This window comes from Bombilactobacillus sp. ESL1092 (assembly GCF_058107465.1).
In genome coordinates this window covers 151,340-175,214 of the sequence record NZ_CM176594.1, presented here as the reverse complement: position 1 = coordinate 175,214, position 23,875 = coordinate 151,340, and the positions used below count along the sequence as shown (strand labels likewise).

25 protein-coding genes and 1 riboswitch are annotated in these 23,875 nt (G+C 38.2%); of the genes, 20 read left to right on the top strand and 5 right to left on the bottom strand.

Features of this window, described 5'->3' with window-relative positions; genetic code table 11:
• Positions 1 to 62: 62 nt before the first annotated feature.
• The 3 genes from AC3B6Y_RS00895 to AC3B6Y_RS00885 are packed head-to-tail and all read left to right on the top strand — an operon-like array spanning position 63 to position 1,061.
• Positions 63 to 356, top strand: coding sequence for a DUF4176 domain-containing protein (locus AC3B6Y_RS00895; RefSeq protein WP_489757888.1), 294 nt, complete (start codon positions 63 to 65; stop codon positions 354 to 356).
• 21 nt (positions 357 to 377) lie between these two features.
• Positions 378 to 680, top strand: coding sequence for a hypothetical protein (locus AC3B6Y_RS00890; protein ID WP_489791159.1), 303 nt, complete (start codon positions 378 to 380; stop codon positions 678 to 680).
• Positions 681 to 701: 21 nt separating this feature from the next.
• Positions 702 to 1,061 carry a DUF975 family protein gene (locus AC3B6Y_RS00885; protein ID WP_489791158.1) on the top strand — a complete coding sequence of 120 codons (360 nt, stop codon included), beginning with the start codon at positions 702 to 704 and terminating at the stop codon, positions 1,059 to 1,061.
• Between the two features lie 71 nt (positions 1,062 to 1,132).
• Here AC3B6Y_RS00885 and AC3B6Y_RS00880 read toward each other — a convergent pair whose 3' ends face one another.
• The 4 genes from AC3B6Y_RS00880 to AC3B6Y_RS00865 form a co-directional block, all read right to left on the bottom strand.
• Positions 1,133 to 1,750, bottom strand: coding sequence for a copper homeostasis protein CutC (locus AC3B6Y_RS00880; protein ID WP_489757890.1), 618 nt, complete (start codon positions 1,748 to 1,750; stop codon positions 1,133 to 1,135).
• Positions 1,751 to 1,881: 131 nt separating this feature from the next.
• Positions 1,882 to 3,819 carry a PTS fructose transporter subunit IIABC gene (locus AC3B6Y_RS00875; RefSeq protein WP_489769734.1) on the bottom strand — a complete coding sequence of 646 codons (1,938 nt, stop codon included), beginning with the start codon at positions 3,817 to 3,819 and terminating at the stop codon, positions 1,882 to 1,884.
• Between the two features lie 17 nt (positions 3,820 to 3,836).
• Entirely contained in the window at positions 3,837 to 4,754 is a 918-nt protein-coding gene (pfkB, locus tag AC3B6Y_RS00870; protein ID WP_489775432.1) for a 1-phosphofructokinase, read from the bottom strand.
• Positions 4,751 to 5,509, bottom strand: coding sequence for a DeoR/GlpR family DNA-binding transcription regulator (locus tag AC3B6Y_RS00865; protein WP_489757893.1), 759 nt, complete (start codon positions 5,507 to 5,509; stop codon positions 4,751 to 4,753). Before AC3B6Y_RS00865 ends, pfkB begins: the two co-directional genes overlap by 4 nt.
• Positions 5,510 to 5,684: 175 nt before the next feature.
• Here AC3B6Y_RS00865 and obgE point away from each other — a divergent pair, with 175 nt between their 5' ends.
• From obgE to AC3B6Y_RS00835, 6 genes are all read left to right on the top strand, one after another.
• A complete protein-coding gene (gene obgE, locus AC3B6Y_RS00860; protein WP_489791157.1) occupies positions 5,685 to 6,968 on the top strand; it encodes a GTPase ObgE in 1,284 nt (427 codons plus the stop codon).
• A gap of 52 nt (positions 6,969 to 7,020) precedes the next feature.
• Positions 7,021 to 8,901, top strand: a complete 1,881-nt coding sequence (locus AC3B6Y_RS00855; RefSeq protein ID WP_489775430.1) for an acyltransferase family protein — start codon at positions 7,021 to 7,023, stop codon at positions 8,899 to 8,901.
• A 17-nt stretch (positions 8,902 to 8,918) separates the two neighbouring features.
• Positions 8,919 to 9,866 (top strand): ribonuclease Z, encoded by a 948-nt coding sequence (gene rnz / locus AC3B6Y_RS00850; protein WP_489769738.1) that lies wholly within the window; start codon positions 8,919 to 8,921, stop codon positions 9,864 to 9,866.
• Positions 9,863 to 10,669 carry an SDR family NAD(P)-dependent oxidoreductase gene (locus AC3B6Y_RS00845; RefSeq protein WP_489769739.1) on the top strand — a complete coding sequence of 269 codons (807 nt, stop codon included), beginning with the start codon at positions 9,863 to 9,865 and terminating at the stop codon, positions 10,667 to 10,669. The genes rnz and AC3B6Y_RS00845 overlap by 4 nt, the downstream gene beginning before the upstream one ends.
• A 143-nt stretch (positions 10,670 to 10,812) precedes the next feature.
• Positions 10,813 to 10,995 (top strand): 50S ribosomal protein L32, encoded by a 183-nt coding sequence (rpmF, locus tag AC3B6Y_RS00840; RefSeq protein WP_489757898.1) that lies wholly within the window; start codon positions 10,813 to 10,815, stop codon positions 10,993 to 10,995.
• A gap of 65 nt (positions 10,996 to 11,060) precedes the next feature.
• Positions 11,061 to 11,774 (top strand): hypothetical protein, encoded by a 714-nt coding sequence (locus tag AC3B6Y_RS00835; RefSeq protein WP_489791156.1) that lies wholly within the window; start codon positions 11,061 to 11,063, stop codon positions 11,772 to 11,774.
• Positions 11,775 to 11,846: 72 nt separating this feature from the next.
• Here AC3B6Y_RS00835 and AC3B6Y_RS00830 read toward each other — a convergent pair whose 3' ends face one another.
• The gene (locus tag AC3B6Y_RS00830) at positions 11,847 to 12,032 is read right to left on the bottom strand and encodes a YjzD family protein (RefSeq protein WP_489791155.1); all 186 of its coding nucleotides are present in this window, start codon (positions 12,030 to 12,032) and stop codon (positions 11,847 to 11,849) included.
• A gap of 106 nt (positions 12,033 to 12,138) precedes the next feature.
• Here AC3B6Y_RS00830 and dnaE point away from each other — a divergent pair, with 106 nt between their 5' ends.
• From dnaE to AC3B6Y_RS00775, 11 genes are all read left to right on the top strand, one after another.
• Entirely contained in the window at positions 12,139 to 15,441 is a 3,303-nt protein-coding gene (gene dnaE / locus AC3B6Y_RS00825; RefSeq protein WP_489791154.1) for a DNA polymerase III subunit alpha, read from the top strand.
• A gap of 86 nt (positions 15,442 to 15,527) precedes the next feature.
• Positions 15,528 to 16,487 carry a 6-phosphofructokinase gene (gene pfkA / locus AC3B6Y_RS00820; RefSeq protein WP_489757902.1) on the top strand — a complete coding sequence of 320 codons (960 nt, stop codon included), beginning with the start codon at positions 15,528 to 15,530 and terminating at the stop codon, positions 16,485 to 16,487.
• A gap of 55 nt (positions 16,488 to 16,542) precedes the next feature.
• Complete coding sequence (gene pyk / locus AC3B6Y_RS00815; protein WP_489757903.1) at positions 16,543 to 18,312, top strand: pyruvate kinase; 1,770 nt, start codon at positions 16,543 to 16,545, stop codon at positions 18,310 to 18,312.
• Between the two features lie 131 nt (positions 18,313 to 18,443).
• Positions 18,444 to 18,905 (top strand): DUF441 domain-containing protein, encoded by a 462-nt coding sequence (locus AC3B6Y_RS00810; protein ID WP_489757904.1) that lies wholly within the window; start codon positions 18,444 to 18,446, stop codon positions 18,903 to 18,905.
• A 14-nt stretch (positions 18,906 to 18,919) separates the two neighbouring features.
• Positions 18,920 to 19,780 carry a CvfB family protein gene (locus tag AC3B6Y_RS00805; RefSeq protein WP_489757905.1) on the top strand — a complete coding sequence of 287 codons (861 nt, stop codon included), beginning with the start codon at positions 18,920 to 18,922 and terminating at the stop codon, positions 19,778 to 19,780.
• A gap of 6 nt (positions 19,781 to 19,786) precedes the next feature.
• Positions 19,787 to 20,143, top strand: a complete 357-nt coding sequence (locus AC3B6Y_RS00800; RefSeq protein WP_489791153.1) for an N-acetyltransferase — start codon at positions 19,787 to 19,789, stop codon at positions 20,141 to 20,143.
• Between the two features lie 105 nt (positions 20,144 to 20,248).
• Positions 20,249 to 20,974: a segregation and condensation protein A gene (locus tag AC3B6Y_RS00795; protein ID WP_489757907.1), complete on the top strand. Its 726-nt coding sequence runs from the start codon at positions 20,249 to 20,251 to the stop codon at positions 20,972 to 20,974.
• A 6-nt stretch (positions 20,975 to 20,980) separates the two neighbouring features.
• Positions 20,981 to 21,550: an SMC-Scp complex subunit ScpB gene (scpB, locus tag AC3B6Y_RS00790; protein WP_489775428.1), complete on the top strand. Its 570-nt coding sequence runs from the start codon at positions 20,981 to 20,983 to the stop codon at positions 21,548 to 21,550.
• On the top strand, positions 21,547 to 22,269 hold the full coding sequence (locus tag AC3B6Y_RS00785) for a pseudouridine synthase (protein WP_489757909.1): 723 nt from the start codon (positions 21,547 to 21,549) through the stop codon (positions 22,267 to 22,269). The genes scpB and AC3B6Y_RS00785 overlap by 4 nt, the downstream gene beginning before the upstream one ends.
• Positions 22,270 to 22,273: 4 nt before the next feature.
• A riboswitch (FMN riboswitch) is annotated at positions 22,274 to 22,391 on the top strand.
• Between the two features lie 56 nt (positions 22,392 to 22,447).
• Positions 22,448 to 22,987, top strand: a complete 540-nt coding sequence (locus tag AC3B6Y_RS00780) for an ECF transporter S component (RefSeq protein WP_489757910.1) — start codon at positions 22,448 to 22,450, stop codon at positions 22,985 to 22,987.
• A gap of 82 nt (positions 22,988 to 23,069) precedes the next feature.
• Positions 23,070 to 23,750 (top strand): LysM peptidoglycan-binding domain-containing protein, encoded by a 681-nt coding sequence (locus AC3B6Y_RS00775; protein ID WP_489791152.1) that lies wholly within the window; start codon positions 23,070 to 23,072, stop codon positions 23,748 to 23,750.
• Positions 23,751 to 23,875 lie beyond the last annotated feature (125 nt).

The following is a 23,875-nucleotide window of genomic DNA, read 5'->3' as shown; positions in this document are numbered from 1 at the left end:
TAATTTTCAAATAATCAGTTTTAAAATCAATTAAAAATTATTGTAGGGGAATAAATAATTATATGGAAAATAAAGAGTTGTTACCTTTAGGGTCATTGGTTTATCTTAAAGAGGGTACTAAAAAAATGATGATTATTGGTCGGGGCGTTATGTACCAAGATGAAACAACGCAAAGTGAGCAGTTTGTTGATTATCTTGGGTGTGGTTATCCCGAAGGAGTTGATCCAAAACAAACATTTTTCTTTAATCGTGAAGACATTGACCGAGTTATTTTTAAAGGCTTCAGTGATGAAGATGAGGTACGCTTTAATCAAGTTTATCAAGAGTGGGAAAAAGAAATCGCATTGGAAGATTAAAATTTTAGGGGAGAAACTTTTATGAACAGAAAAGAGATCAAGCAGAGTGCGAAGAGTAAATTAAATCTTCACTTTAGTTTTTTTCTACAAATGTTTTTATTAACGTTGTTTTTTTATTTAGCTTTGGTAATTCTGAATACTGTCCGCACTTTATCAGGCAATCGTCCAGTTAGTACATTAATGATGTGTTCAGCATTAATAGTTTTTATTGGTTATCAAGTTTTTAATTTGAGTAGTAGCTTGGCGGCAGTTGATGTGATGAGAAATGATGCCCCACTAACCAAGCCATTTACTAAATCTTTGGTGCTATTTGAACGGGGCTAAACTTTTATCGGTAGTTTGCTAGTGTCTATTTTGGCTGGAATTTGGATATGTTTGTGGTCATTGTTACTGATTGTCCCTGGAATTATGAAAGCGATTAGCTATTCACAAGCAGTTTATATTTATCGGGATAGTGTCCAAAATAATAAGCCTGTTAAATATCGTGAAGCAATTACTTTGAGTCGTCAGATGATGAAAGGTCATTGTTGGGAGTATTTTGTTTTTAGCTTGAGTTTTATTGGGTACGAAATGCTGGTGTCTATCACTGTGGGCTTAGCCGGAATTTGGGTCTTTCCCTATCGGACATTGGCTGAAGCCAACTTTTATGTCCGGTTGTGTCAAGTTCAAGAACAGTCCAGTCAAGATATTGTTCCAGCTGGTTAAGAATAACGGTCCTCAAATAAAAGTAGTGATTGAGTCAAATTTGGACACCAATGCTGCTTTTTTATTTTGCCTTACACAATTCTTGAACCATGCGCTTGTTCGACACCTAATAAGTGGGTAATATCTTGAACATTACTGTGAGTAACGCCGCCGCCTGGTAAAATTTCAATGCGGCCGTTGGCATATTCGATTAATTCTTGTAAGTGTTTAATATTTAATGGTTTGTTTAATGGACCACCATGCGTTAAAATTCGTTGAAAATTATGCTGAATCAACCAGTCCATGGCAGCTGGTTGATTTTTAATGTCGTCAAAGGCCATATGAAAGACCTTAATAAGTGGTAAAGTACCCAAAACATATTCTAAAGCAGCAGTATTAATTTGCTTTCCAGAAGTTAAAGTTCCCACGGCCACACCATCGGCACCAGCTTGAGCAATTAATTGGGCGTCTTCATGCATAATTTTTAACTCAGCGGCGTTATAGATGAAATTTCGTCCGCGGGGCCGTAACATGACGATGACGGGAATTCGATATTGGTGGGCATATTCAACGGTTGCTTTGATAACGCCTAAGCTAGGAGTGATGCCACCTTGGGCGAGATCGGCATTTAATTCAATGCGTTTGGCACCGCGCTTAATTACTTTGGGAACTTGTGAAAATTCTCCAACACAAGCTTCTAAAATCATCATTATCACCTCTTAATCAAATTTGATTGTTAAATTAATTATACAAAAAAGATGGGATCAAACGAAACTTTTAATAATTTGATTTGTTATACAAAAAAAGCCCGCATCATAATGACGGACTTTTCCAAGAAAATTTATTTTGCTTCAGCTTTTTTGAGTGCAGGTTTCCAAATACCGTAAATTAAACCGGCAATGACTGCTCCAATCACGACTGATAATAAGAATAACCATGGTTTATTGGATAATGGTGAAACAAAAATTCCACCGTGCGGTGCGGGAACGTTAACGCCCCAGAATTGAGTTAAACCACCACCAATAGCAGCACCGATCACACTTGGAACGATAACGTGCAATGGATCACCGGCAGCAAAAGGAATGGCACCTTCGGTGATAAAAGCAGCACCTAAAATATAGTTACTCATAGCAGCTTGATGCTCTTGTTCGGTGAACTTGTTTTTCCAAATGGTTGCAGCTAAGGCAATTGCCAATGGCGGAATCATTCCACCAGCCATTACGGCAGCCATTAAAGCACCATCTTTAGTATTAGTAAAAATACCAATTGCAAAGGCATAAGCAGCTTTGTTGAAAGGACCACCCATATCTAAAGACATCATTCCAGCAAGTAAGGCTCCTAATAAGACAGCATTACCAGTACCCATGTGAGTTAAGAAATCAGTAATGGCTTGGTTAACCACGGCAAAGACTGGGTCAACAGCAAAGTACATAATGGCGCCGACAATTAGTAAACCAAAGACCGGATATAACAGCATTGGTTTCATACCTTCAAGTGACTTAGGCACAAATTTGAAGACTTTCTTCATGCCAACAACTACCCAACCAGCTAAGAAACCACCGATTAAACCACCAATGAAGCCGGCAGGGCTAGATGAATGAACAAAACTAGCACTAGCTTGTGAAGCCATAAAACCAGCTACAAAACCAGGCATTAAAGCAGGTAAGTCAGCCATTGAAACGGCAATATAAGCTGCTAAAACTGGAATTAAAAAGTTAAAGGCGTAATTACCGATACTATTAAAGAATAGGAAACTTGTTGATTTGGGACCAGCCATGTTTTCCAATAGGAAAGAAATGGCCATTAAGATTCCGCCACCAACCACGAATGGTAACATGTGAGAGATACCATTCATTAAGTCAGCGTAAATGCGCGACCACATGGACTTACCTTCAACTTCGCCGTCGCTACTATCAGCTTCATCCGGATTAGCATGGTAAGTGGGAGCATTACCGGCTTCGATTTTTTGGATCAATTCTTCCGGTTTATTAATACCGTCAATGACAGGCCGGTTGATTAATTTCTTACCGTCAAACCGTGCCATCTCAACTTTTTTATCGGCAGTAATCACGACGCCATCCGCGCGTTTGATTTCAGCCGGCGTTAATTTATTCTTGACACCTTCGGAACCATTAGTTTCGACTTTAATGTCGACCCCTAATTTTTCGGCGGCTTCTTTTAAACCAGCTTCTGCCATGTAGGTGTGGGCAATTCCGTTAGGGCAAGCAGAAACTGCCACGATATAGCCCCGGTCAGTATTAGTTGTCTGATTAGCAGCTTGCTGGGCCTTTTTTTCTTGTTGCGCTTTTTCTTTTGCTTCTTTTTGTGCTTGCGCTTGGTCAAATAATTCTTGAACTTGTTCTGGAGTTGTTGCTTCTTTTAGAGCAGCGACTAACTTAGGATCAATCAATAAGGCTGACAAAGCGGCCAAAGCTTGTAAATGCAGGCTATCAGCACCATCGGGAGCAGCAATCATAAAGAACAAGTATACTGGTTGACCATCTAAAGCATCGTAATCAACACCATGAGCACTTTTGGCAAACATAACTGTGGCCCGTTTGACAGCTTTATCGCGCGCATGTGGCATGGCAATGCCATCACCGATACCAGTACTGGTTTCGGCTTCACGCTTTAAAATATCCGCCTTAAATAATTTTTCATCATCAACGACGCCTTTTTGGACGTAGTTGGCGACCATTTCATCAATAGCGGCTTCTTTGGTAGTCGCCTTTAAATCCATGATCATGACGTCTTTACGTAATAATTCTTTTAAATCCATTTTAAACGCCTCACTTATTATTGAATTTGAGTAACCTGAATTTGTTGATAGACGGCTTTGATTTTAGTAATTTGCGCTAAATCTTCACTAAATGCAGTAGCAGAACCACAAGCAGCACCGACATGAAAACTTTCCAAAACATCGTGGGTCTTCATATAAGTACCAACAAAACCAGCAATCATTGAATCACCTGCACCAACCGAATTTTTCACGATGTCCTTAGGTGCGTTACATTGATAGGCAGCATCTGGTGTCACTAATAAAGCTCCATCACCAGCCATCGAAACCAAGGCATGTTGAGCACCTTGAGTTAACAGCTTACGAGCTGCCTGAATGATATCGTTTAAATCATGGAAACTAGTTTGAAACAATTCAGCCAATTCGTGATGATTTGGTTTAATCACTAACGGATGAAAAGCTAAGGTATCCAGTAAGGCTTGACCAGTAGTGTCGATGACAAATTCTGCACCATTAGCAGTAACTTGCTGAGCAATGTCTAAATAAAATTGCTGGTCTAAACCTGGTGGGGTGCTACCGGCCATAATAACCACATCGCCTTGTTTTATTTGGGCGATTTTTTGTAATAAACTAGCTTTTTCTCCAGGGGTGATTTGTGGACCGCGGCCATTGATTTCGGTTTCTTCTTGATCGGCCTTGATCTTGACATTAATGCGGGTATCGCCATGAACTGGGGTAAAATCAGTCACGACAGCAGCTTTTTTGAGCAGTTGCGTAAGCAAATCTCCCGTTGCGCCACCAATAAAGCCTAAAGCCGTTGATGACAGTTGTAACTCTTGCAAAATCCGTGAAACGTTGATCCCCTTGCCGCCAGGCAATTTAACGTCATTTTCTACTCGATTGACTTCACCTAAAGTCATTTTTGATAACTGCAAAACATAATCAATCGATGGATTTGCAGTAAGGGTATAGATCATTGCAGGACCTCCATTATTTTAGTATATGAGGTAAGGTGCTGACTAATATCAGCAGCTAGATGATCAGTAATTAAAATAGCGTCATCTAATTTAGCAAATTTACTAAAACGCGTTTGCTGATATTTGGAATTATCTGCTAAGACGTAAGTCTGATCAGATTGTCGAACAGCTGCCTGCTTGACTAATGATTCTTCAGGATCAGGCGTCGTAAAACCATGTTGGACATCAAAGCCATTAGTGCCTAAAAAAGCTTGATCTAAATGGCAATCACTCAAATATTGTGTTACATGTTGACCGACAGTGGCTTTAGTAGAGCTTCTTAAAAAGCCCCCCAGCATGATAGTGTGCAATTGTTGATCCGCTAATAAAGCAGCGTTGTCGACACTATTAGTTAAGACCAATAAATCTTTTTTATGTGCTAAAAAAGGGATCATGGCATTAGTTGTAGTTCCAGAATCTAAAAAAATAACTTCATGATCGTGAACTAAATTAGCAGCAGCTTTTGCAATTGCTCGTTTTTCAGGCAAAGCCATGGTAGCTCTTAAAGCTACTTTGGGTTCTGCGAGCAATGAGGAATTGATTTTTTTGGCACCACCATGAATCCGTGATAATAGTTTCTGATCTTCTAGCTCATACAAATCACGACGAATGGTTGATTCTGAGGCGCCAGTTAGGTTAACTAGGTCATGCACTGTGACAATATTTTTTTGTTGTAATTGGTTTAAAATAATTTGCCGTCGACGTTCTGTAATCACTTACATCTTACCTCCATACAAATATCATACTCTGTTTTTTGTCAAAATCAATCATAACCATTCAAAAACAATCAAAATCGTCAAAAAAACGTCATTATTATTCTCAAGGAACAACCACTTTTTCCAGTAAACTATGTTAAAATTAGTGTTTGATAAGAGTTTTGCGGAGGTTTTCATGTTTATAGATAATGTCAAAATAACAGTTAAAGCAGGAGCCGGTGGCGACGGTGCTGTTGCTTTTCGACACGAAAAATACGTCGCTAAAGGTGGCCCTTACGGCGGTGACGGTGGTGAGGGCGGCAATATTATTTTAAAAGTAGATACCGGTTTAAGAACCTTGATGGATTTTCGTTATCAACACCAATTTAAAGCCCCAGCTGGCGGAAACGGCATGACTAAGGCAATGCATGGAGCTAACGCACAGGACGTTTATGTTAGTGTTCCTCCTGGGACGACAGTTAGTGATGTTGAAACGGGAGAAATTTTGGGTGATTTGGTATCCGATCAGCAGGAATTAATTGTTGCTCACGGTGGTCACGGAGGACGAGGTAATATTCATTTTGCTACGTCTCGCTATACCGCTCCGGAAATTGCGGAAAATGGAACTCCTGGCGAACAACGCGTGATTCAATTAGAATTAAAATTATTAGCAGATGTTGGATTGGTTGGTTTTCCGTCAGTTGGTAAATCAACGCTATTATCAGTAGCGACAAAAGCTAAACCGAAAATTGCAGCCTATCAATTTACAACGCTCAAGCCCAATCTAGGAATGGTGCGTTTAGCAGATGGTCAGGATTTTGTTTTGGCAGATTTACCCGGACTGATTACTGGCGCAGCTCAGGGTGTGGGGCTGGGTTTTCAATTTTTGCGGCACATTGAACGAACGCGAGTCATTTTACACTTAATTGATATGGATCCGAATAATGGTCGTGATCCCGTATCAGATTATCAACAAATTAATGAAGAATTAAAACAATATGATCCTAAATTATTGCAGCGTCCGCAGATAATTGTGGCAACTAAGATGGATTTACCGGGAGCAAATGATCGGTTACAGAAATTTAAACAAACATTGCAAATTGAACAAGTTTTTGAAATTTCTAGTGTAACGCACACAGGAGTGCAACAATTATTGCAAAAAACTGCTCAAGTTTTAGCTACTGCGCCTGATTTTACTGCTGCAATACCAGAAAAATCGACACCGGAAAAGAAGACCTATAAGTATCAAGCTGCACCGGCCGATGACATTCAGATTGAGCAAGTTGACGAACATACTTTTGTGGTCACTAGTGCAGCGGTAAGTTCTTTATTACAACGTAGTAACTTGAACTATCAAGATGGCATAATGCGTTTTGCACGCAAACTCAAACGGATGGGTGTTGACGAGGCATTAACTAATGCAGGAACGCAAGTGGGCGATACTGTAGTAATTGATGACTTTGAATTTGAGTTTATGTAATCAACAGACTATCGCAATATAATAAGTTGGAGTGTTAGACGTAGTGGAGCAAATGGAGAAAAGCCGACGTTACATTACCGGATTTGACGGTTTGAGAACGCTAGGTGTTGTTGGAGTTATTTTGTATCATTTAAATCCTGAAGTGTTTTCAGGAGGTTACTTAGGAGTTCCGATTTTTTTAGTTTTATCAGGTTATTTAATTACAGATCAAATTTTACGTTCTTTGAGAGACCAAGGTCATTTTAACTTGGGAAAATACTACTTTAAAAGAATAAGACGATTATATCCCGGATTATTGATGATGCTATTTAGTGCAAGTGCCTATATTGCATTTTTTCAAAAAAATCTCTTAAAAAATTTACGAGCTATTTTTACCACTAATGTGTTGAATGTTTATAACTTTTGGCAAATCGCACACGGTCAATCTTATTTTGAACGTTTTGCGAATAATGAATCACCATTCACACATATGTGGACTTTATCAATTCAAGGGCAATTCTATTTGTTATGGCCGTTGATTATCTTAATTTTATTACGTTTTTTATCGGCTAAAAAAGTTTTATTGGTGACTTTGGTGTTAACACTAGTGTCTGCGGGATTAATGGCCTTGTTATATAATCCCCATGCTGATCCAAGTCGGATTTATTATGGCACTGATACTCGCTTGTTCTCGATTTTATTAGGCTGTGCGTTAGCATTTATTTGGCCCAGCAATCGACTGCGTCAAGATGTGCGGCAATTTGATCGTCAGCTGTTAAATGTTGGTGGTGCGATTTGTTTAGCATTGATGCTCTTTTTTATTTTTAAAATGAAAGCTACCGATGCTTTTACTTATCGTGGTGGCATGTTTCTCTTTTCGATCTTGACTACGATTTTAGTCGCAATTGTGGCGCATCCGGCAGCTATTTGGAATAAATTATTAACTAATCCGCTGTTTGCTTGGATTGGGAAACTCAGCTTTGGTTTGTATCTATACCAATTTCCGGTGATGATTTTTTTTGAATCTAAGTTTACTAACGTGGCAGATCATCGCTTTTTATACCCAGTTATCGAAATTGTATTAATCTTTTTAGTTAGTTTGATTTCTTATTATTTTGTTGAGCGCCCATTAAGTACCTATGGCCGCAAGTCACAGCACAAAAAGCAACGTTCTGTCAAAGTGGTCGGCACCGTATTAGTGCTAGCGGCAGTTGTGACTGGTAGTTGGGGACTGTTCCAAGATAATGGACAAGCTAGTGATGCTAATCATAGTCAGTTAGCACAAAAAATTAAGCATAATCATCAAATTAATAAGAAACACAATCAGCAAGTTTTGCATGACTTGAAGAAGAAACCAACCGTGAAACATAATCAACAACAGGTTCAAAAATGGCAAAGTTTGGCAAAGAGTCATCCAGTTAATTCTAAATACCAAAAACTGGGGATTACGCAGTTTGATTTACAAAGAGCGCAAGACCTATCAGCGTTAGCAATTGGCGATTCAGTGATGGTAGATGGTTCGGATGGACTACGAGCAATTTTTCCCAAAATGTTAATTAATGCTGACGTGAGCCGCGGCATTGATGTGGCAATTGATTTATTACAAAAATATAAAGCAGAGGCGGCTTTGCCACAAACGATCTTAATTGGAATGGGGACTAACGGGGCTATTAGCTCTCAACAAGTTCAGCAAGTGATGCAGTTAGCTGGTAAGCAGCGCCAAGTTTTTTGGATTAATGTTCATGTCCCCACTCGCTCATGGGAAAAACCAGTTAATCAAGTCCTTAAAAAGGCAGCTCACGACTATTCTAATTTGACAGTTATTAATTGGTATGCAACTAGTCAACATCATCCTAATTGGTTTTATGATGATCAGGTGCATACTAATGACCAAGGATCGGTTTATTATAGTCTGCTGATTGCGCAAGAAATTTTGAAGCATACGAAATATTAAAATATGGAAGAGTAAATATGGAATTAGAATTTTTAGGAACAGGTGCGGGAGTTCCTTCTAAGGGAAGAAACTTGTCTAGCTTGGCGTTGAAATTATTAAATGAACGCAATGAAGTATGGTTATTTGACGCTGGTGAAGGAACACAACAGCAAATTTTGGCTACAACCATTCGACCACGTAAAATTAATAAAATTTTTATTACGCATTTGCACGGCGACCATATTTTTGGTTTGCCAGGGCTATTGTCTTCACGTTCTTTTCAAGGTGGTGACCAACCATTAGATCTTTATGGTCCTGTCGGCTTGAAAGAATATGTGCAAACTAGTTTGCGCTTATCAGATAGCCACTTAGGCTATACCATTAATTATCATGAAATTAAAGATGCGGGGGTCGTTTTTGAAGATAGTACTTTTAAAGTTACCTGTCAGAAACTAGATCACCGAATTTTGTGCTATGGTTATCGCGTCGAAGAAAAGCCGCATGTTGGTGAATTATTGGTTGATCGTTTGGCGGAATATCACTTGCCTAATGGGCCTATTTGGGGGCAACTAAAGCGCGGGGAACAAGTGGAACTTGCTGATGGTACCATTTTAAATGGGGCAGATTTTATTGGTCCAAGTCAACCAGGCAGAGTAGTTGCGATTATTGGTGATACGCGTTATTGTCAAGCAAGCATTAAATTGGCCAAAAATGCTGATGTATTAGTACATGAGAGTACTTTAGCTGGCCATGAAAAAAAATTGGCACGCCAGCATTTTCATTCAACTAGTGCTCAGGCAGCACAAATTGCCCGGGCGGCTCATGTTAATCAATTGTTGTTGAATCATATTTCAGCACGTTACGTTGGTAATAAGTTTTATGAACTTTTACATGATGCTCGGCAAATTTTTCCTAATTCTTATGTAGTTAAAGATTTTGATCGCTTTGAAATTAAATTACATCACCCAGAGGAGACGTCAGCATGAACATAGCGGCCTTACAACATTTGCAAAGTCAAACAGTCATTATTACTGGAGCATCATCAGGGATTGGTCAACAGTTGGCTTGGCAATTAGCACATAAAAACGCTAATTTAATCTTAATCGCGCGCAATGAAGAAAAATTAGCGCGCATTACCCGGCAATGTCAAGCACTAACTAGTGGCTTTGTCGAAAGCTACAGCTTAGACGTGAGCATTGCCAAGCATGTGGAACGTACTTTAGAGCAGATTTTTGCGCACCATCAACAAATTGAGATTCTGATTAATGCGGCAGGGTTTGGCGATTTTTCTCAATTTAATACTACAGAATACCCACTCTGGAACAAAATGTTAAAGGTCAATGTTTTAGGCACAATGCTTTTGACCCGTTACGTAGCAGAACACATGATGCAGCAACGTCTAGGACAGATTATTAATTTGGGGTCGATGGGGGGTAAAATTCCCACACCCAAATCAGCTGTCTATGCAGCAACTAAAGCAGCGGTCATTGCTTTTTCTGACAGTTTACGCTTGGAACTTCGTCCTTTTAATATTCAGGTGACAACGGTTAATCCAGGGCCAGTGGCCACGAATTTTTTTAAGATTGCTGATCACACAGGTAATTACTTAAAGTCGGTAGGTGCTATTAAATTAGATCCACAAAAGTTGGCACAAGCTATTATTCATTGTATCGGCCGACCGGTGCGAGAATTGAATCGGCCACGCATTATGCAATTAGGTTATGTAGCTTATCAATTGGTGCCACATCTGGGTGATATGTTGACGCAAAAATTAGGCAATAAAAAGTAACTTGTGACTAAAACTCGGGAAAAATAAGTAAAAGGACTTGCCCTCTATCTGAAATGATAGTAACATGAATAAGTAATTACGAATGTTATTTGATTTTAAATATATTTGTAGAAGCAAGTTTAATCAAAGGAGAGTTATTAAATATGGCAGTTCCAGCAAGAAAAACTTCTAAACAAAAGAAGCGCCAACGTCGGGGTCATATCAAGTTGAGTCAACCTAATATTCAATTTGATCCAACGACTGGTGAATATCGTATGAACCATCATGTTTCACCAAAAGGTTATTACAAAGGCAAACAAGTAGTAACAAGTAATCAAGCAAATTAATTATAATTATTTCAAGGCAGATTAATTCGGTTAGTCTGTCTTAAATTTTATTCAGGTGATAATTCATGAAAAGATGGTTATGGCTCATTATTCTTCCCTTGTTATTAGGCTTAACTGCCTGTTCTAATCATAATTATCTCAAAACTAGTCGGGAAAGTTACTCGGTAAATGTGATGCAAGCCACGATTAAAGGTCACGTTCCTCGACAAGCTAAGATTAGTTACCGTGTAGGGACTCAAAGTTCTTGGCATGCGGTAACTAATCAACAAGGTAATTTTGTGATTAACGTCTGGGGCACTAAACACCAACAAAAAGTAACATTGCGGAGTCGCTTACAGGGACAAACAGTGACTAAACAAGTACCTGTTCAAGCAATGAAATCTTTGGGGAATTATGCGCAATTTGCTCAAAAATATAATATGATGATGCGTCAAAGAGTGTTACCACTAACAATGACCAATTCGATTACTGATCTGCTCCATACGTCACAGCAAACATTGCGGGCTAGTGTCCAAGATCAACAATTAATGGGGTTGACCTTAATTGCACCCCTGCAAAACTTGAAAAAGCCCAAAGATTTGCAATCATTGGTACAATCGTTAATGATTATCTGTACGTTATCAGGGGCTAATGGCCGTCAAGTGTTGAAACAAATGCAACATGAATTAACAAAAACGCGTAGTCAACAAACTACTTTTAAGGCCATTCATTCGCAACATCGGGTATTAAAAATGGCATTGTCTCAAAAGCAAGTCTATTTTTACCTAACGGCTGAATAGTTAACTAGCTGGCAATTTACTGGAATTAAGTTAGATAGTTAATCCATAAAAAAAGAGTAACTTAATCAAAAGTTACTCTTTTTTAGCTTTCGAAGGTGAATCTAACTCAGCCGTTAAAATCCAGAAAAGAATCGTAAATACAATAGAAATAATTAAGGCGGTCATCGGTTGGTATTGGGTGCTAGTTAAAGCTGCTCCCATATAACCTAAGATTTGTCCGTAGATTAAAATCCAAAATAAACTAGTGAAATATCTCATCTTATTCATCTCACTTTCATAATTGGATTTTACCACAAAATTCACTTTATTTGCGTGAAAACTCATGGAAATTTAAGATAAAATAGTTAAAGAGGTGAACTGGCTAATGACAACGCAGTTGCAAGTTTTAAGTAGCTATTCTTTATTACAAAGTACCATTCGCTTGCCACAATTAATTCAGCAAGCAAAACAATTGGGATATCAATCAATTGCTCTAACAGATGTTAACGTGACCTATGGTTTGGTAGACTTTTATCGGTTAGCTGAGCAAAATCATTTACGCCCGCTATTAGGGATGACGTTGTTAATTCCCGGGTTATTAGATCAAGAAAATGATTATCCACTAATTGTGCTTGCCAAAAATGTTCGTGGATATCATAATTTATTAAAATTATCTACGCAAATTCAGACACAAACGACGGCGCTAGATTTGACACAATTTTTCTCATTATTAACGGATTTAGTCTTAATTGTTCCTCAGGGGCGCAGTGAATTAGAAGTTTTATTAACGCGCCATCAACAACAAGCACCCGAATATTTACAACGGTTACAGCAAATCAAACCCCATGATTTGTATGTTGGTTTAGATTTACGTAATTTTACAACAGAGCAAATTAATTTACGGCAGCGGTTAAGTCAACTACAAAATTTGGCTTGTGTGATTTTAGATGATGTTCAATACTTGCAACCCCAAGATGCTTTTAGTCAAGAGGTATTGCAGCATGTAGCAACAGGAGATAAGTTGACGACGACAACTAATACGCAAGATCATTCGTTACGTTCAGTCCAAGCTTGTCAAAAGCAATGCCTTAATTTGAATTTACAAACAGCTTGGCAGCAAACTCTAGCATTAGCACAAGAATGTCAAGTCGAATTACAGTTTCAACGCACCCAGTTACCTCATTTTGCCACACCAAAACATTTAACTGCTGCTCAATATTTAACTGAGCTGGCGCAAGCAGGATTAAAACAGTATTTTGCGCCCCAATCCATTCCAACAAATTATCAGCAGCGGTTAGCATATGAATTACGAGTTATTAACCAAATGGGTTACGCGGATTATTTTTTGATTGTTCGAGATGTTGTGCAAAAAGCACATCAATTGCAGATTCTAACCGGACCAGGGCGGGGCTCAGCAGCTAGTTCGTTAGTCAGTTTTGCTTTACAAATTACCCAAATTGATCCTTTAAAATATGATTTATTATTTGAACGCTTTTTAAACCCAGAACGCGTTGATATGCCAGATATTGATTTGGATATTCCTGATAATCGCCGGGAAGAACTAGTGCAATATATGCAGCAAAAATATGGTCAAGAACACATGGCGCAAATCATCACGTTTGGTACTTTTGCAGCTAAACAGGCCTTAAGAGATGTAGGACATGTAATGGGATTGAGTCAGGTTGAATTAAAGCGCTGGTCTCAAGCAATTCCGCAGCAATTGGGGATTAAATTGGCTACAGCTTATCAACAATCTTCAGCGTTACGGACTTTGGTGGGACAATCTAGTCAAAATCAAACTCTATTCCAGGTAGCACAGCAAATTGAAGGCTTACCACGACATTTTTCGACCCATGCTGCAGGGATTGTCTTGAGTCAACAACCATTAACGGACACCGTCGCTTTACAAGCGGGGGGAAGTGAAGGTACTTGGTTAACTCAGCAAACGAAGGGTAATGTGGAAGCTTTAGGACTTTTAAAAATTGATTTTTTAGGTTTACGTAATCTGACAATTTTGGCGCAAGCTTTAGAATTAGTTCAGCAATCTCAACAAGTCACAATTGCCCCCATGCAAATTCCATTGAATGATCCAGACACTTTGCAACTTTTTAAAACGGCCCAAACAGACGGTATCTTTCAATTTGAATCGCGCGGCATTCGTTCGGTTTTACGCCAATTAAAACCTGATGATTTTGCTGATATTGTGGCAGTTAATGCTTTGTATCGTCCTGGTCCCATGCAAAATATTGCCCATTTTATAGCGCGCAAACATCATCAAGAACCTATTACTTATCCTGATGATTCCTTGAAAGAAATTTTACGACCCACTTATGGTATTTTGATTTATCAAGAACAGGTTATGCAAGTGGTAGCGCAAATGGCCGGTTTTAGCTTGGCCCAAGCGGATTTATTACGCCGTGCTATTGCCAAAAAAGATAGCCAAATTATGCAACAACAGCGGCAACAATTTATCCAACAAGCCGTGAGTCGCGGTCATCAATTAAAAAATGCACAGCAAGTTTTTGAATATATAGAAAAGTTTGCTAATTACGGTTTTAATAAAGCTCATTCGGTAGCGTATAGTCAATTAGCTTATACGTTGGCTTATTTAAAGGTTCATTATCCGCAGGCTTTTTTTGCAGCTTTATTAAACGCTAATTTGAATAGTGATAAAACTATCATTTATTTACAAGATTTACGACAACAAAAGATTAAACTGCTCAGCCCCGATATTAATTTAAGTACCCTCAATTTTACGATTGAACAGCAGAGTTTACGTTTTGGGTTATTGTTTATTAAACACGTTCGTCGTGATTTTTTGCAAAATATTTTGCAAGTTCGACAACAAGGTCAATTTACAAGTCTGTTAGATTTTGTCAAACGAATTGATGAACGTTTTCGCAATGTAGAACTGATTACGCCGTTGATTAAAAGTGGTTGTTTTGATCGCTTACATGAAAATCGCAGACAAATTGTTGACCAGTTACCGGATCTCTTGGAAAGCTTACATTTGGCGCATAATAGTATTTCTTTGTTTGATGTTTTAAAACCCAAAGCTAAAAAAATTCCAGATTATAGTCATTTGGAAAAATTGGATCAGGAACAACAATATTTAGGTAGTTACATTTCGGGACATCCGGTTGATAAATACCAGACTTTAAAGTGGCTGTATCCCATTGTTTCTAGCCAACAATTGGTTGTTGGTCAAACGGCCAATATTTTGTTATTTATTCAGAATATTAAAGTGATTCGAACTAAAAAAGGGCAACAAATGGCTTTTGTAACCGGAAGCGATCAGTTAGGAACTCTTAAAGTGACGGTCTTTCCCCGCACTTTTCAAACGATAGATTTAATTAAAAATCAGGTGTATCTAATACGGGTGAAAGTTACCACCGATCAGCAGCAACGCCCAGAATTAATCGCTGATAAAATATTCAAAGCAGCTCCGTTATTAAAAAAGGTGCCGCCACATCGCGTTTTTGTTAAATTTCAGAAAAAAGATCCAAAACATATTAAAAAATTAATGACTTTAACCCAAAAATATCCCGGAGAGACGCCAGTAATTGCTTGTTTTTCTGAAAATAGTGAAAATTTTTTATTGAATCGAAAATATTGGATTAAATACGATGAACAAAGCCGCAATTCGTTAATTCAGGCCTTCGGTAAAACTAATTGTAGTTATCAATAAAGCAACTTTTCTGGAAAGTAGTACTGTTTTTTTTCGAAAATAATGGTATATTTTGTATGTAGTTTCATTAACTGTGAGGTGTGATGATGAAAAAAATTGGTGTCATGACTAGTGGTGGCGATGCGCCCGGAATGAATGCTGCTATTCGTGCGGTAGCGCGGCGAGCAATGTCACTAGGCTTTGAAGTGTACGGGATTAATTATGGTTATGCTGGATTAGTCGCTGGCGACATTTTTAAAATGGAACGTTCTGACGTTGGTGATATTATTACGCGGGGCGGTACTATGCTGTATTCTGCTCGTTATCCAGAGTTTGCTCAAGTTGAAGGGCAACTTAAAGGAATTGAGCAATTGAAGAAGTTTGGTATTGATGCGCTAGTGGTTATCGGCGGTGATGGTTCTTATCACGGTGCTTTGCGTTTAACCGAGCATGGCTATAATGCGGTGGGGTTACCAGGAACCATTGATAACGATATTCCGTATACTGATTTTACAATTGGGTTTGATACTGCGGTTAATACTGTAGTGGAATCCATTGATAAAATTCGTGATACTGCGGCTAGTCATGAACGAACTTTTGTGATTGAAGTGATGGGCCGTGGTGCTGGTGATATTGCCTTGTGGGCTGGTGTCGCTGGTGGTGCTGATGAGATTATTATTCCTGAAAAAGAATTCGATATTGCCCAAATTGCGCAAAATATTCAGGCTTTACGGGCGCGTGGCAAAAAGCACACAATTATTGTGTTGGCTGAAGGAGTCATGCATGCCGATGAATTTATGGAGCAATTAAAACAATATGGTGATTTTGATGCTCGAAGTACAGTCTTAGGTCATGTCCAACGTGGTGGTTCTCCGACAGCTCGTGATCGCGTACTTGCTAGCAAAATGGGAGCTTATGCGGTTGATTTGTTGGCTGAAGGTAAAGGCGGAATTGCTATTGGTACAGAAAATAATCAATTAACCTATCATCCAATGACCGATTTATTTGACGAAAAACATCAACCAGATTTAAGCTTATACGGTATAAACAAGTCTTTAGCTAAGTAATATTTTCTGGTATGCTAATTAAGTTGTGTGATTAATTTATTTGAGGAGAAAATTAATGAAAAGAACTAAAATTGTTAGTACTTTAGGACCTGCAAGTAACGATGTTGAAACAATTTCTAAATTGATTGAAGCAGGTGCTAATGTCTTTCGCTTTAACTTTTCTCATGGTGACCATGAAGAACATTTGTCACGGATGAAAATGGTTAAAGAAGCTGAAAAGTTAACTGGTAAAATCGTTGGTATTATGTTAGATACTAAAGGTGCAGAAATTCGGACGACTGTTCAAGAAGGCGGTAAGTTTGAAGCTCATACTGGTGATGTAATTCGCGTTTCGATGGATCCTGATTTTACAGGTAATCCTGAAAAAATTGCAGTGACTTATCCTGGTTTATATGATGACACTCATGTTGGTGGTCACGTCTTAATCGATGATGGTTTGGTTGATTTAAAGATTACTGAAAAAGACGAAGCTCATAAAGAATTAGTTACTGTTGTACAAAATGATGGTGTTATTGGTTCTAAGAAGGGTGTTAATGCGCCTGGCGTGGAAATTCGCTTACCAGGTATTACCGAAAAAGATACTGATGATATCAACTTCGGTTTAGATCACAACATTAACTACATCTCTGCTAGTTTTGTACGGAAAGCTCAAGATGTGTTAGACATTCGTGAATTATTAGAAGCTAAGCATCAAGAACAAGTTCAAATTTTCCCTAAAATTGAATCACAAGAAGGTATTGATAACATTGATGAAATCTTAAAGGTTTCTGATGGTTTGATGGTTGCTCGTGGTGATATGGGTGTGGAAATTCCATTTGAAAACGTCCCATTTGTTCAAAAAGATTTAATCAAAAAGTGCAATGCTTTAGGTAAGCCGGTTATTACTGCTACACAAATGTTAGACTCGATGCAAGAAAATCCACGTCCTACACGAGCTGAAGTTACTGATGTTGCCAATGCTGTGTTAGATGGTACTGATGCCACAATGTTATCTGGTGAAAGTGCTAATGGTGATTATCCTGTGCAAGCTGTTGATGCTATGAGCCGCATTGATGTACGGACACAAGAACAACTTGATGGTGCCAATACTTTAGCTTTACAACGTTTTGAAGAATATAAGGGTTCTAACGCAACAGAATCCATTGGTGAATCTGTAGTGCGGACAGCCCAAGAATTAGGTATCAAGACGATTGTTACAGCTACTAATTCTGGTTATACAGCACGGATGATTTCTAAATATCGTCCAAGTGCGGATATTTTAGCCGTTACTTTTGATGAAAAAGTTCAACGTGGTTTGACAGTTAACTGGGGTGTTTATCCAGTTGTTGCAGATCGTCCAGAAAACACAGATGAAATGTTTGACTTAGCAGCGCAAAAAGCTCAAGAATTAGGCTTTGCTAAGGAAGGCGATTTGATTTTAATTGTTGCCGGTGTGCCAGTTGGCGAAAGTGGTACAACTAATTTGATGAAAGTTCAATTAATTGGTTCTAACTTAGTCAAAGGCCAAGGCGTTGGTGATGAAACAGTAATTGGTAAAGTAACTGTTGCCCATAGTGCTCAAGAAGCTATTGATAAAATGAGTGATCAAGATATCTTGGTTGTCGAAAATACTGATAAAGACTATTTCCCAGCTATTGAAAAAGCTAGTGCCTTAGTGGTAGAAAATGGTGGTTTAACATCTAATGCTGCAGTCGTGGGAATTGCTTTAAGTATTCCAGTTATTGTTGGTGCTCAAGATGCTACTAAGTTAATTAAAGATGATGAAGTTATTACTGTTGATTCACGTCGTGGTAATGTTTACCGTGGTGCTTCGAACTCACTTTAAAGTTCAATTAATTAATTAGTAAAAAAGTAGGATTAATTTCCTGCTTTTTATTTTGCCTTCAAATTGTCACTAAGAGTCGCCAAGCAAGAAAGACGATTATATGGTAAGATGTTGAATATTGAGGAGATTTTATGGAGAGTTGGTTATTTTTAGCTATTATCTTAGTAGTAGCTTTTTTAAGCAAAAATAATTCATTATTAATTGCTACATTAGTGGTATTAATTTTAAAAGCTTTACCGCAAACAGGTCATTTACTGGGTGTGATTCGTTCACAAGGAATTAATTGGGGGGTCACTGTCATTTCGGTTGCCATTTTGGTTCCGATAGCCACTGGAGAAGTGGGTTTTCGTGATTTGATTAATGCTTTTAAGTCACCTGCAGGTTATGTAGCTGTGCTTTGTGGAATTCTCGTTGCTATTTTGTCCGCTAAGGGTGTTCACTTACTGTCGGCGTCTCCAGAAATGACGGTGGCGTTAGTTTTCGGTACGATTGTGGGAGTGGTCGTTTTTAAAGGTATTGCTGCTGGCCCAGTTATTGCTTCAGGCATTGCATACTGTATTTTAACGGTGTTAGCGAATATTGGAATTAAATAAAATGAGGTGCTAACTTGGAATTACAAGATTTATTAGGAACTATTCAAACTGGTCAAGTCATTGACCAAAATCAAAATGCTTATTTTGTCTCAATTGCAGGACAAACGTTTCAAACACCTAAAGAACAGGTTGAAAAACCAGTTGATAATTTACAAGGTTATCTGTATGAAAATAAGGCCCACAAATTAATTTTAACGCCACAAATTCCCACTGTTGGTGTAGGGAGTTTTGGTTGGGGCGAAGTAGTTGATGTGCGGACTGACTTAGGAGTATTTGTGAATATTGGCTTGCCCGACAAAGACTTAGTCGTGTCATTAGATGATTTACCAGAACTCAAAAAATTGTGGCCGCAAAAAGGTGATCGCTTATTATTAAGTGTAAAAGTTGATCGCAAAAATCGCATGTGGGGCAAGTTGGCTGATGCTAATATTTTTCAACAAATTAGTCGCCGCGCTAATCAAAATTTACAAAATAAAAATGTTCAAGCTACTGTTTATCGTCTTAAGATGAGTGGCACCTTTGTTTTGACTAATGATTATCATTTGGGCTTTATTCATCCTAGTCAACGAGAAGTAGAACCTCGTTTAGGTCAGGTAGTTAAAGCGCGCGTCATTGGTAGTAGTTTTGATCATTTAAATTTATCACTGAAACCGCGGGCTTATGAAGAGATTGGTGATGATGCGGCTATGGTTTTGGCTGTGTTAAAGCATCAACCTAATTTTGATTTGCCATATAACGATAAGAGTGATCCCCAAGAGATTAAACGCTATTTTGGTATTAGCAAGAGCAGTTTTAAGCGGGCTTTGGGGCATTTGTTAAAACAACAGTTAATTGAACAAACTGCTACAGGAATTGTTCTTAAAAATAAAGAGTAGACACTTATGTTAGTTAAGTATAGTCATAATTATCAAAAAATTGCGATGGGCTTTTTATCGTATATGCCAGAGTTGAAAGATTTAGATCATGTGCGTATGGAATTGCAATTATATAATGACAATCAACAGCATCAATTGTTTTTGTATAAACCTCAACAAAATACGGATTTTATTGGGGCGGTAGCATTAGAAGTGCAGTCACAAATTATTTTGGTGCGTTATATTTCGTTGAGTCCCGCCGAGCGTTCACAACAGATAATGTTTCAGATTTTGGATGAAGTTCAGGAATATTATCCAGATGATAAAATTATGGGCAGTATAGAACTGACACCGTTAATCATACGCTGGCAAAAAAATAGCTGAATGCTGCGGGATTGCTAATGCTAAAGTCATTTCACGGCGTACGACTTGAGCTTTTAGGTCATTAATTGCTTTGCTCCGGTATCAAAAAATATTAGGTGGTCAGTAGTGGAACAACTAGAGTTAATTTTAACTGATTTTCAGGGTCCCCTGGATTTGTTATTACATTTAATTAAAAAATCACAAATTAATATTTACGATATTCCGATTGCCGCAGTGACGCAACAATATTTAGATTATCTGCATCGAATGCAATCTTTGCAGTTGGATATTGCGGGTGATTATTTGGTTATGGCGGCGACCTTGATGCGGATTAAAAGTCAATTATTATTGCCGCAAACTCCGGTATTTGATGATGATTTGGCAGAGGATGTAGTTGACCCTAGAACAGATTTGGTCGCTCAATTATTGACTTATCAAGCTTATCAGGCGACTGCTCAAGATTTACAGGAATTAGAACATCAACGTCGGCAGTTGTATAGTCGCCCTCCAAGCACAGTTGCGGCTCCGCATCAGCGGAGTTTGCGACCAGGAACTTATTTTGGTAATGACTTAGCATTATGTTTGGTTAAATTATTAGATCGGTTGCAGCAACAAACTGATTTGGCGCAATTGCCGTTTTTAGAAACTATTTCGGTGACGCAAGCGCAAGAGCAAATTATGCAACAATTGCAGCAGAAACACCAATTAACTTTTCAGCAATTGTTGCAACAGAGTGCTCAAGTTGAAGAAGTAGTTACCAAATTTATGGGCTTATTGGAATTAGTTAAAGATCAAACAGTTTTAGTCACACAAATTGATTATCAAAGTGATATTTTGGTAAAGTTGAGGTAAAAATAAGTGCAGCAAGAATTAATCGTCTTGTTATTTGTCGCGGGTGAGCAGGGGTTGTCCTTGCAGGATTTAGCCACTTTATTAAACAAAGACTTAGCCAGTGTGCGGCAACAGTTGGTCAACTTAACTGAAGTCTTAGAGACTACTGACCAGTATCCTTTGATAATTAAGCAATTTGGTGAGCAGTATCAGCTATTAACCAAAGCTAAATATCATGATTTGTTAGATCAATATTGGCAAACTGAGCAAGCTAATAAGTTGAGTTCTGCCGCACTAGAAGTTGTAGCAATCATTGCTTATCAGCAACCGGTCACACGCATTGAAATCGATGAGATCCGTGGTGTGAAAAATAGTAGTGCGACTTTACAAACATTGCTTGTCCGGCAACTAATCAAAGTAACAGGCCATAAAGATGCCCCCGGACGTCCCATGATGTATGGTACTACGAAGGAATTTTTAAATTACTTTGGATTAACATCATTGGCAGATTTACCACCCTTAGCGGCATTTCAAGAACAAAATTTGGATCAGCAAGGAAATGTTGATTTATTTTCAAAAAAGGATAGAGACGAATGAAACAGACAGAACGATTACAAAAATTGATTGCCAATGCGGGAGTTACTTCGCGCCGGAAAGCAGAAGATTTAATTACGGCGGGGAGAGTGCAAGTTAATGGCAAAGTAATTCGCGAGTTAGGGAGTAAATTTTCCACACACGACTTGATTGAAGTCGATGGCGTAGCGATTGAAAAACGGCCCAAAGTCTATTTGTTATTTTATAAGCCACGCGGGGTGATTTCATCGGTTCATGATGAAAAGGGACGCAAAGTAGTAACGGATTATTTTAAAGATATTATTGATACGAGAATTTATCCAGTAGGACGTTTGGATTATGATACTTCCGGTTTATTACTAATGACGAATGATGGCGATCTAACCAACCATTTATTACATCCAAGTAATCAAGTTAATAAGGTTTATATTGCTAAATTATCTGGGATTGTAACTTCTCAAGCGTTAGAACAATTACGACATGGAGTTAAGATCAAGGGCCGTAAGACTGCTCCAGCTAAATCGGAAATTATGAGTATTGATCGTCAACGGCAAACTTCACTAGTAAAACTAGTGATCCACGAAGGCATGAATCATCAAGTTAAGGAAATGTTTAAACAAGTCGGCTTTAATGTGGTAAAATTAAGACGAGAGCAAGTTGGATTCTTAACGTTAGATGGTCTAGTATCTGGCGACTGGCGCTTTTTGACGCAAGATGAAGTCAAAGCTCTTAAAAAATTATAATAAATATCGTTTTCAAGGCAAGGTGAAATTCCTGACCGGCGGTGATAGCCCGCAACCCAGCAATGGTGGATTTGGTGTAATTCCAAAAGCCGATGGTATAGTCCAGATGATAGAAAACGCAAGATCATTATTTAATGGTCTCATTTGCCTTGCAACGATTTGTTGGAGGTCTTTTTTTATGGAAAGAAGTAAGTTAGCGCACAATAAAGTCATTGGTGGTGCTTTATTAACCGCTTTGGCAACTTTAGTAATGTATATTGAAATTCCATTGATTCCAGGCTTTTCTTTTTTGAAAATGGATGTTAGTGATGTTGTGGTGTTATTGGCCTTTGGTCTTTATGGAATGTCGACCGGAACGTTAGTAGCTTTTTGTAAAGTATTATTACATTGGGTGTTAATGGGAATGAATGTAGCTAGTTTAATTGGTGATTTTTCATCACTCTTGTCTAGCTTGGCATTTATTATTCCGATTGTTTTGTTACTGCGTAACGATCATGCTAATTGGTTAGCTTACGGTTGTGGAACTTTGAGTTTAACTATTGTGCTGTCTTTGGCTAACTACTTTATTTTAATGCCCTTATATATGACCGTTCTGAATTTTCATATCGGAATGCCGGTGGCAAAATACGTATTATTTGGGGTTGTGCCATTTAATTTAGTTAAAGGTGTTATTAATTCGATTTTGAGCATTTTATTAACTAGACGTTTAAAATTTTGATAAAAAAATCTTCAGTTTTTTCTTTTTTAATGAAATTTATCCATTTAACTGGTAAACTTAATAGTTATTAGAGGTGAGATTAATGAGCGATAAAAAACCTAAACTTTGGGAAGCAACATTTGGAGATTCTGCTGATCAAAAAGATACATCATCTGTGACAGACTCTACAACGCCAGAAACTTCTGCAGAGTATTCACGGGTTCAACGTAAAGAAACTCAAAAAAGTAATAAGGTTTTGGTTTGGTCATTAGTGATCGTGCTACTGGCAATTATGTGTTTGCCAATTGTTTGGTCGGCTGTTTCAGCCGGTCATCAAAAGACGGCAGTTGATAGTACTAGTCAAGTGGCAGTTAGTTCGAAGCCTAAAAGTACTGCAACTCATAAAAAAGCAAAAAAGCAAAAAGCTAAAAAAGTAGCATCACATTTGAATCAGTCGACCAATAAAAAATCTGAATCTCCATCTGATAAGACTGCTAAGGAAACTACAACTAATCAGCCGGAAACTACTAATACACAACAAAGTCCAACGAATAATACCGCTGCAGCTGATAATAATACTGCTGAGCAGGCTAATACTAATCAGCAAGCAACTACGGCAGCAAGTTCTTCGGCAACTAATTCTTCTTATTATGTTGTACAAGCTCATGATAATGCTTATCGAATTGCACTTAATCATGGGCTGACAACTCAGCAGTTATACCAATTAAATGGAATGTCTAGTAACACCGTTTTACGACCAGGGATGCGCTTGCGTGTTCACTAAATTTTGAGAGGCTGGGAGCAAAAGTCATCAAGTAGTTGAATGAAATTTTTAAGTCTAAAACTGAATGAAAGACTTTAAAATCATTAGACTTAAATTGCTGACTTTTGAAACACAATAATGACTGA

What these genes read in the sequence shown, in the direction of transcription:
- AC3B6Y_RS00875 (WP_489769734.1), bottom strand. Translation starts at nt 3,819, where the DNA reads ATGGATTTAAAAGAATTATTACGTAAAGACGTCATGATCATGGATTTA.
- AC3B6Y_RS00780 (WP_489757910.1), top strand. Translation starts at nt 22,448, where the DNA reads ATGGAAAGAAGTAAGTTAGCGCACAATAAAGTCATTGGTGGTGCTTTA.
- pfkB (WP_489775432.1), bottom strand. Translation starts at nt 4,754, where the DNA reads ATGATCTATACCCTTACTGCAAATCCATCGATTGATTATGTTTTGCAG.
- AC3B6Y_RS00775 (WP_489791152.1), top strand. Translation starts at nt 23,070, where the DNA reads ATGAGCGATAAAAAACCTAAACTTTGGGAAGCAACATTTGGAGATTCT.
- dnaE (WP_489791154.1), top strand. Translation starts at nt 12,139, where the DNA reads ATGACAACGCAGTTGCAAGTTTTAAGTAGCTATTCTTTATTACAAAGT.
- rpmF (WP_489757898.1), top strand. Translation starts at nt 10,813, where the DNA reads ATGGCAGTTCCAGCAAGAAAAACTTCTAAACAAAAGAAGCGCCAACGT.
- AC3B6Y_RS00890 (WP_489791159.1), top strand. Translation starts at nt 378, where the DNA reads ATGAACAGAAAAGAGATCAAGCAGAGTGCGAAGAGTAAATTAAATCTT.
- obgE (WP_489791157.1), top strand. Translation starts at nt 5,685, where the DNA reads ATGTTTATAGATAATGTCAAAATAACAGTTAAAGCAGGAGCCGGTGGC.
- pyk (WP_489757903.1), top strand. Translation starts at nt 16,543, where the DNA reads ATGAAAAGAACTAAAATTGTTAGTACTTTAGGACCTGCAAGTAACGAT.
- AC3B6Y_RS00845 (WP_489769739.1), top strand. Translation starts at nt 9,863, where the DNA reads ATGAACATAGCGGCCTTACAACATTTGCAAAGTCAAACAGTCATTATT.
- AC3B6Y_RS00785 (WP_489757909.1), top strand. Translation starts at nt 21,547, where the DNA reads ATGAAACAGACAGAACGATTACAAAAATTGATTGCCAATGCGGGAGTT.
- AC3B6Y_RS00855 (WP_489775430.1), top strand. Translation starts at nt 7,021, where the DNA reads ATGGAGAAAAGCCGACGTTACATTACCGGATTTGACGGTTTGAGAACG.
- AC3B6Y_RS00810 (WP_489757904.1), top strand. Translation starts at nt 18,444, where the DNA reads ATGGAGAGTTGGTTATTTTTAGCTATTATCTTAGTAGTAGCTTTTTTA.
- AC3B6Y_RS00830 (WP_489791155.1), bottom strand. Translation starts at nt 12,032, where the DNA reads ATGAGATATTTCACTAGTTTATTTTGGATTTTAATCTACGGACAAATC.
- AC3B6Y_RS00800 (WP_489791153.1), top strand. Translation starts at nt 19,787, where the DNA reads ATGTTAGTTAAGTATAGTCATAATTATCAAAAAATTGCGATGGGCTTT.
- AC3B6Y_RS00880 (WP_489757890.1), bottom strand. Translation starts at nt 1,750, where the DNA reads ATGATGATTTTAGAAGCTTGTGTTGGAGAATTTTCACAAGTTCCCAAA.
- rnz (WP_489769738.1), top strand. Translation starts at nt 8,919, where the DNA reads ATGGAATTAGAATTTTTAGGAACAGGTGCGGGAGTTCCTTCTAAGGGA.
- pfkA (WP_489757902.1), top strand. Translation starts at nt 15,528, where the DNA reads ATGAAAAAAATTGGTGTCATGACTAGTGGTGGCGATGCGCCCGGAATG.
- AC3B6Y_RS00895 (WP_489757888.1), top strand. Translation starts at nt 63, where the DNA reads ATGGAAAATAAAGAGTTGTTACCTTTAGGGTCATTGGTTTATCTTAAA.
- AC3B6Y_RS00835 (WP_489791156.1), top strand. Translation starts at nt 11,061, where the DNA reads ATGAAAAGATGGTTATGGCTCATTATTCTTCCCTTGTTATTAGGCTTA.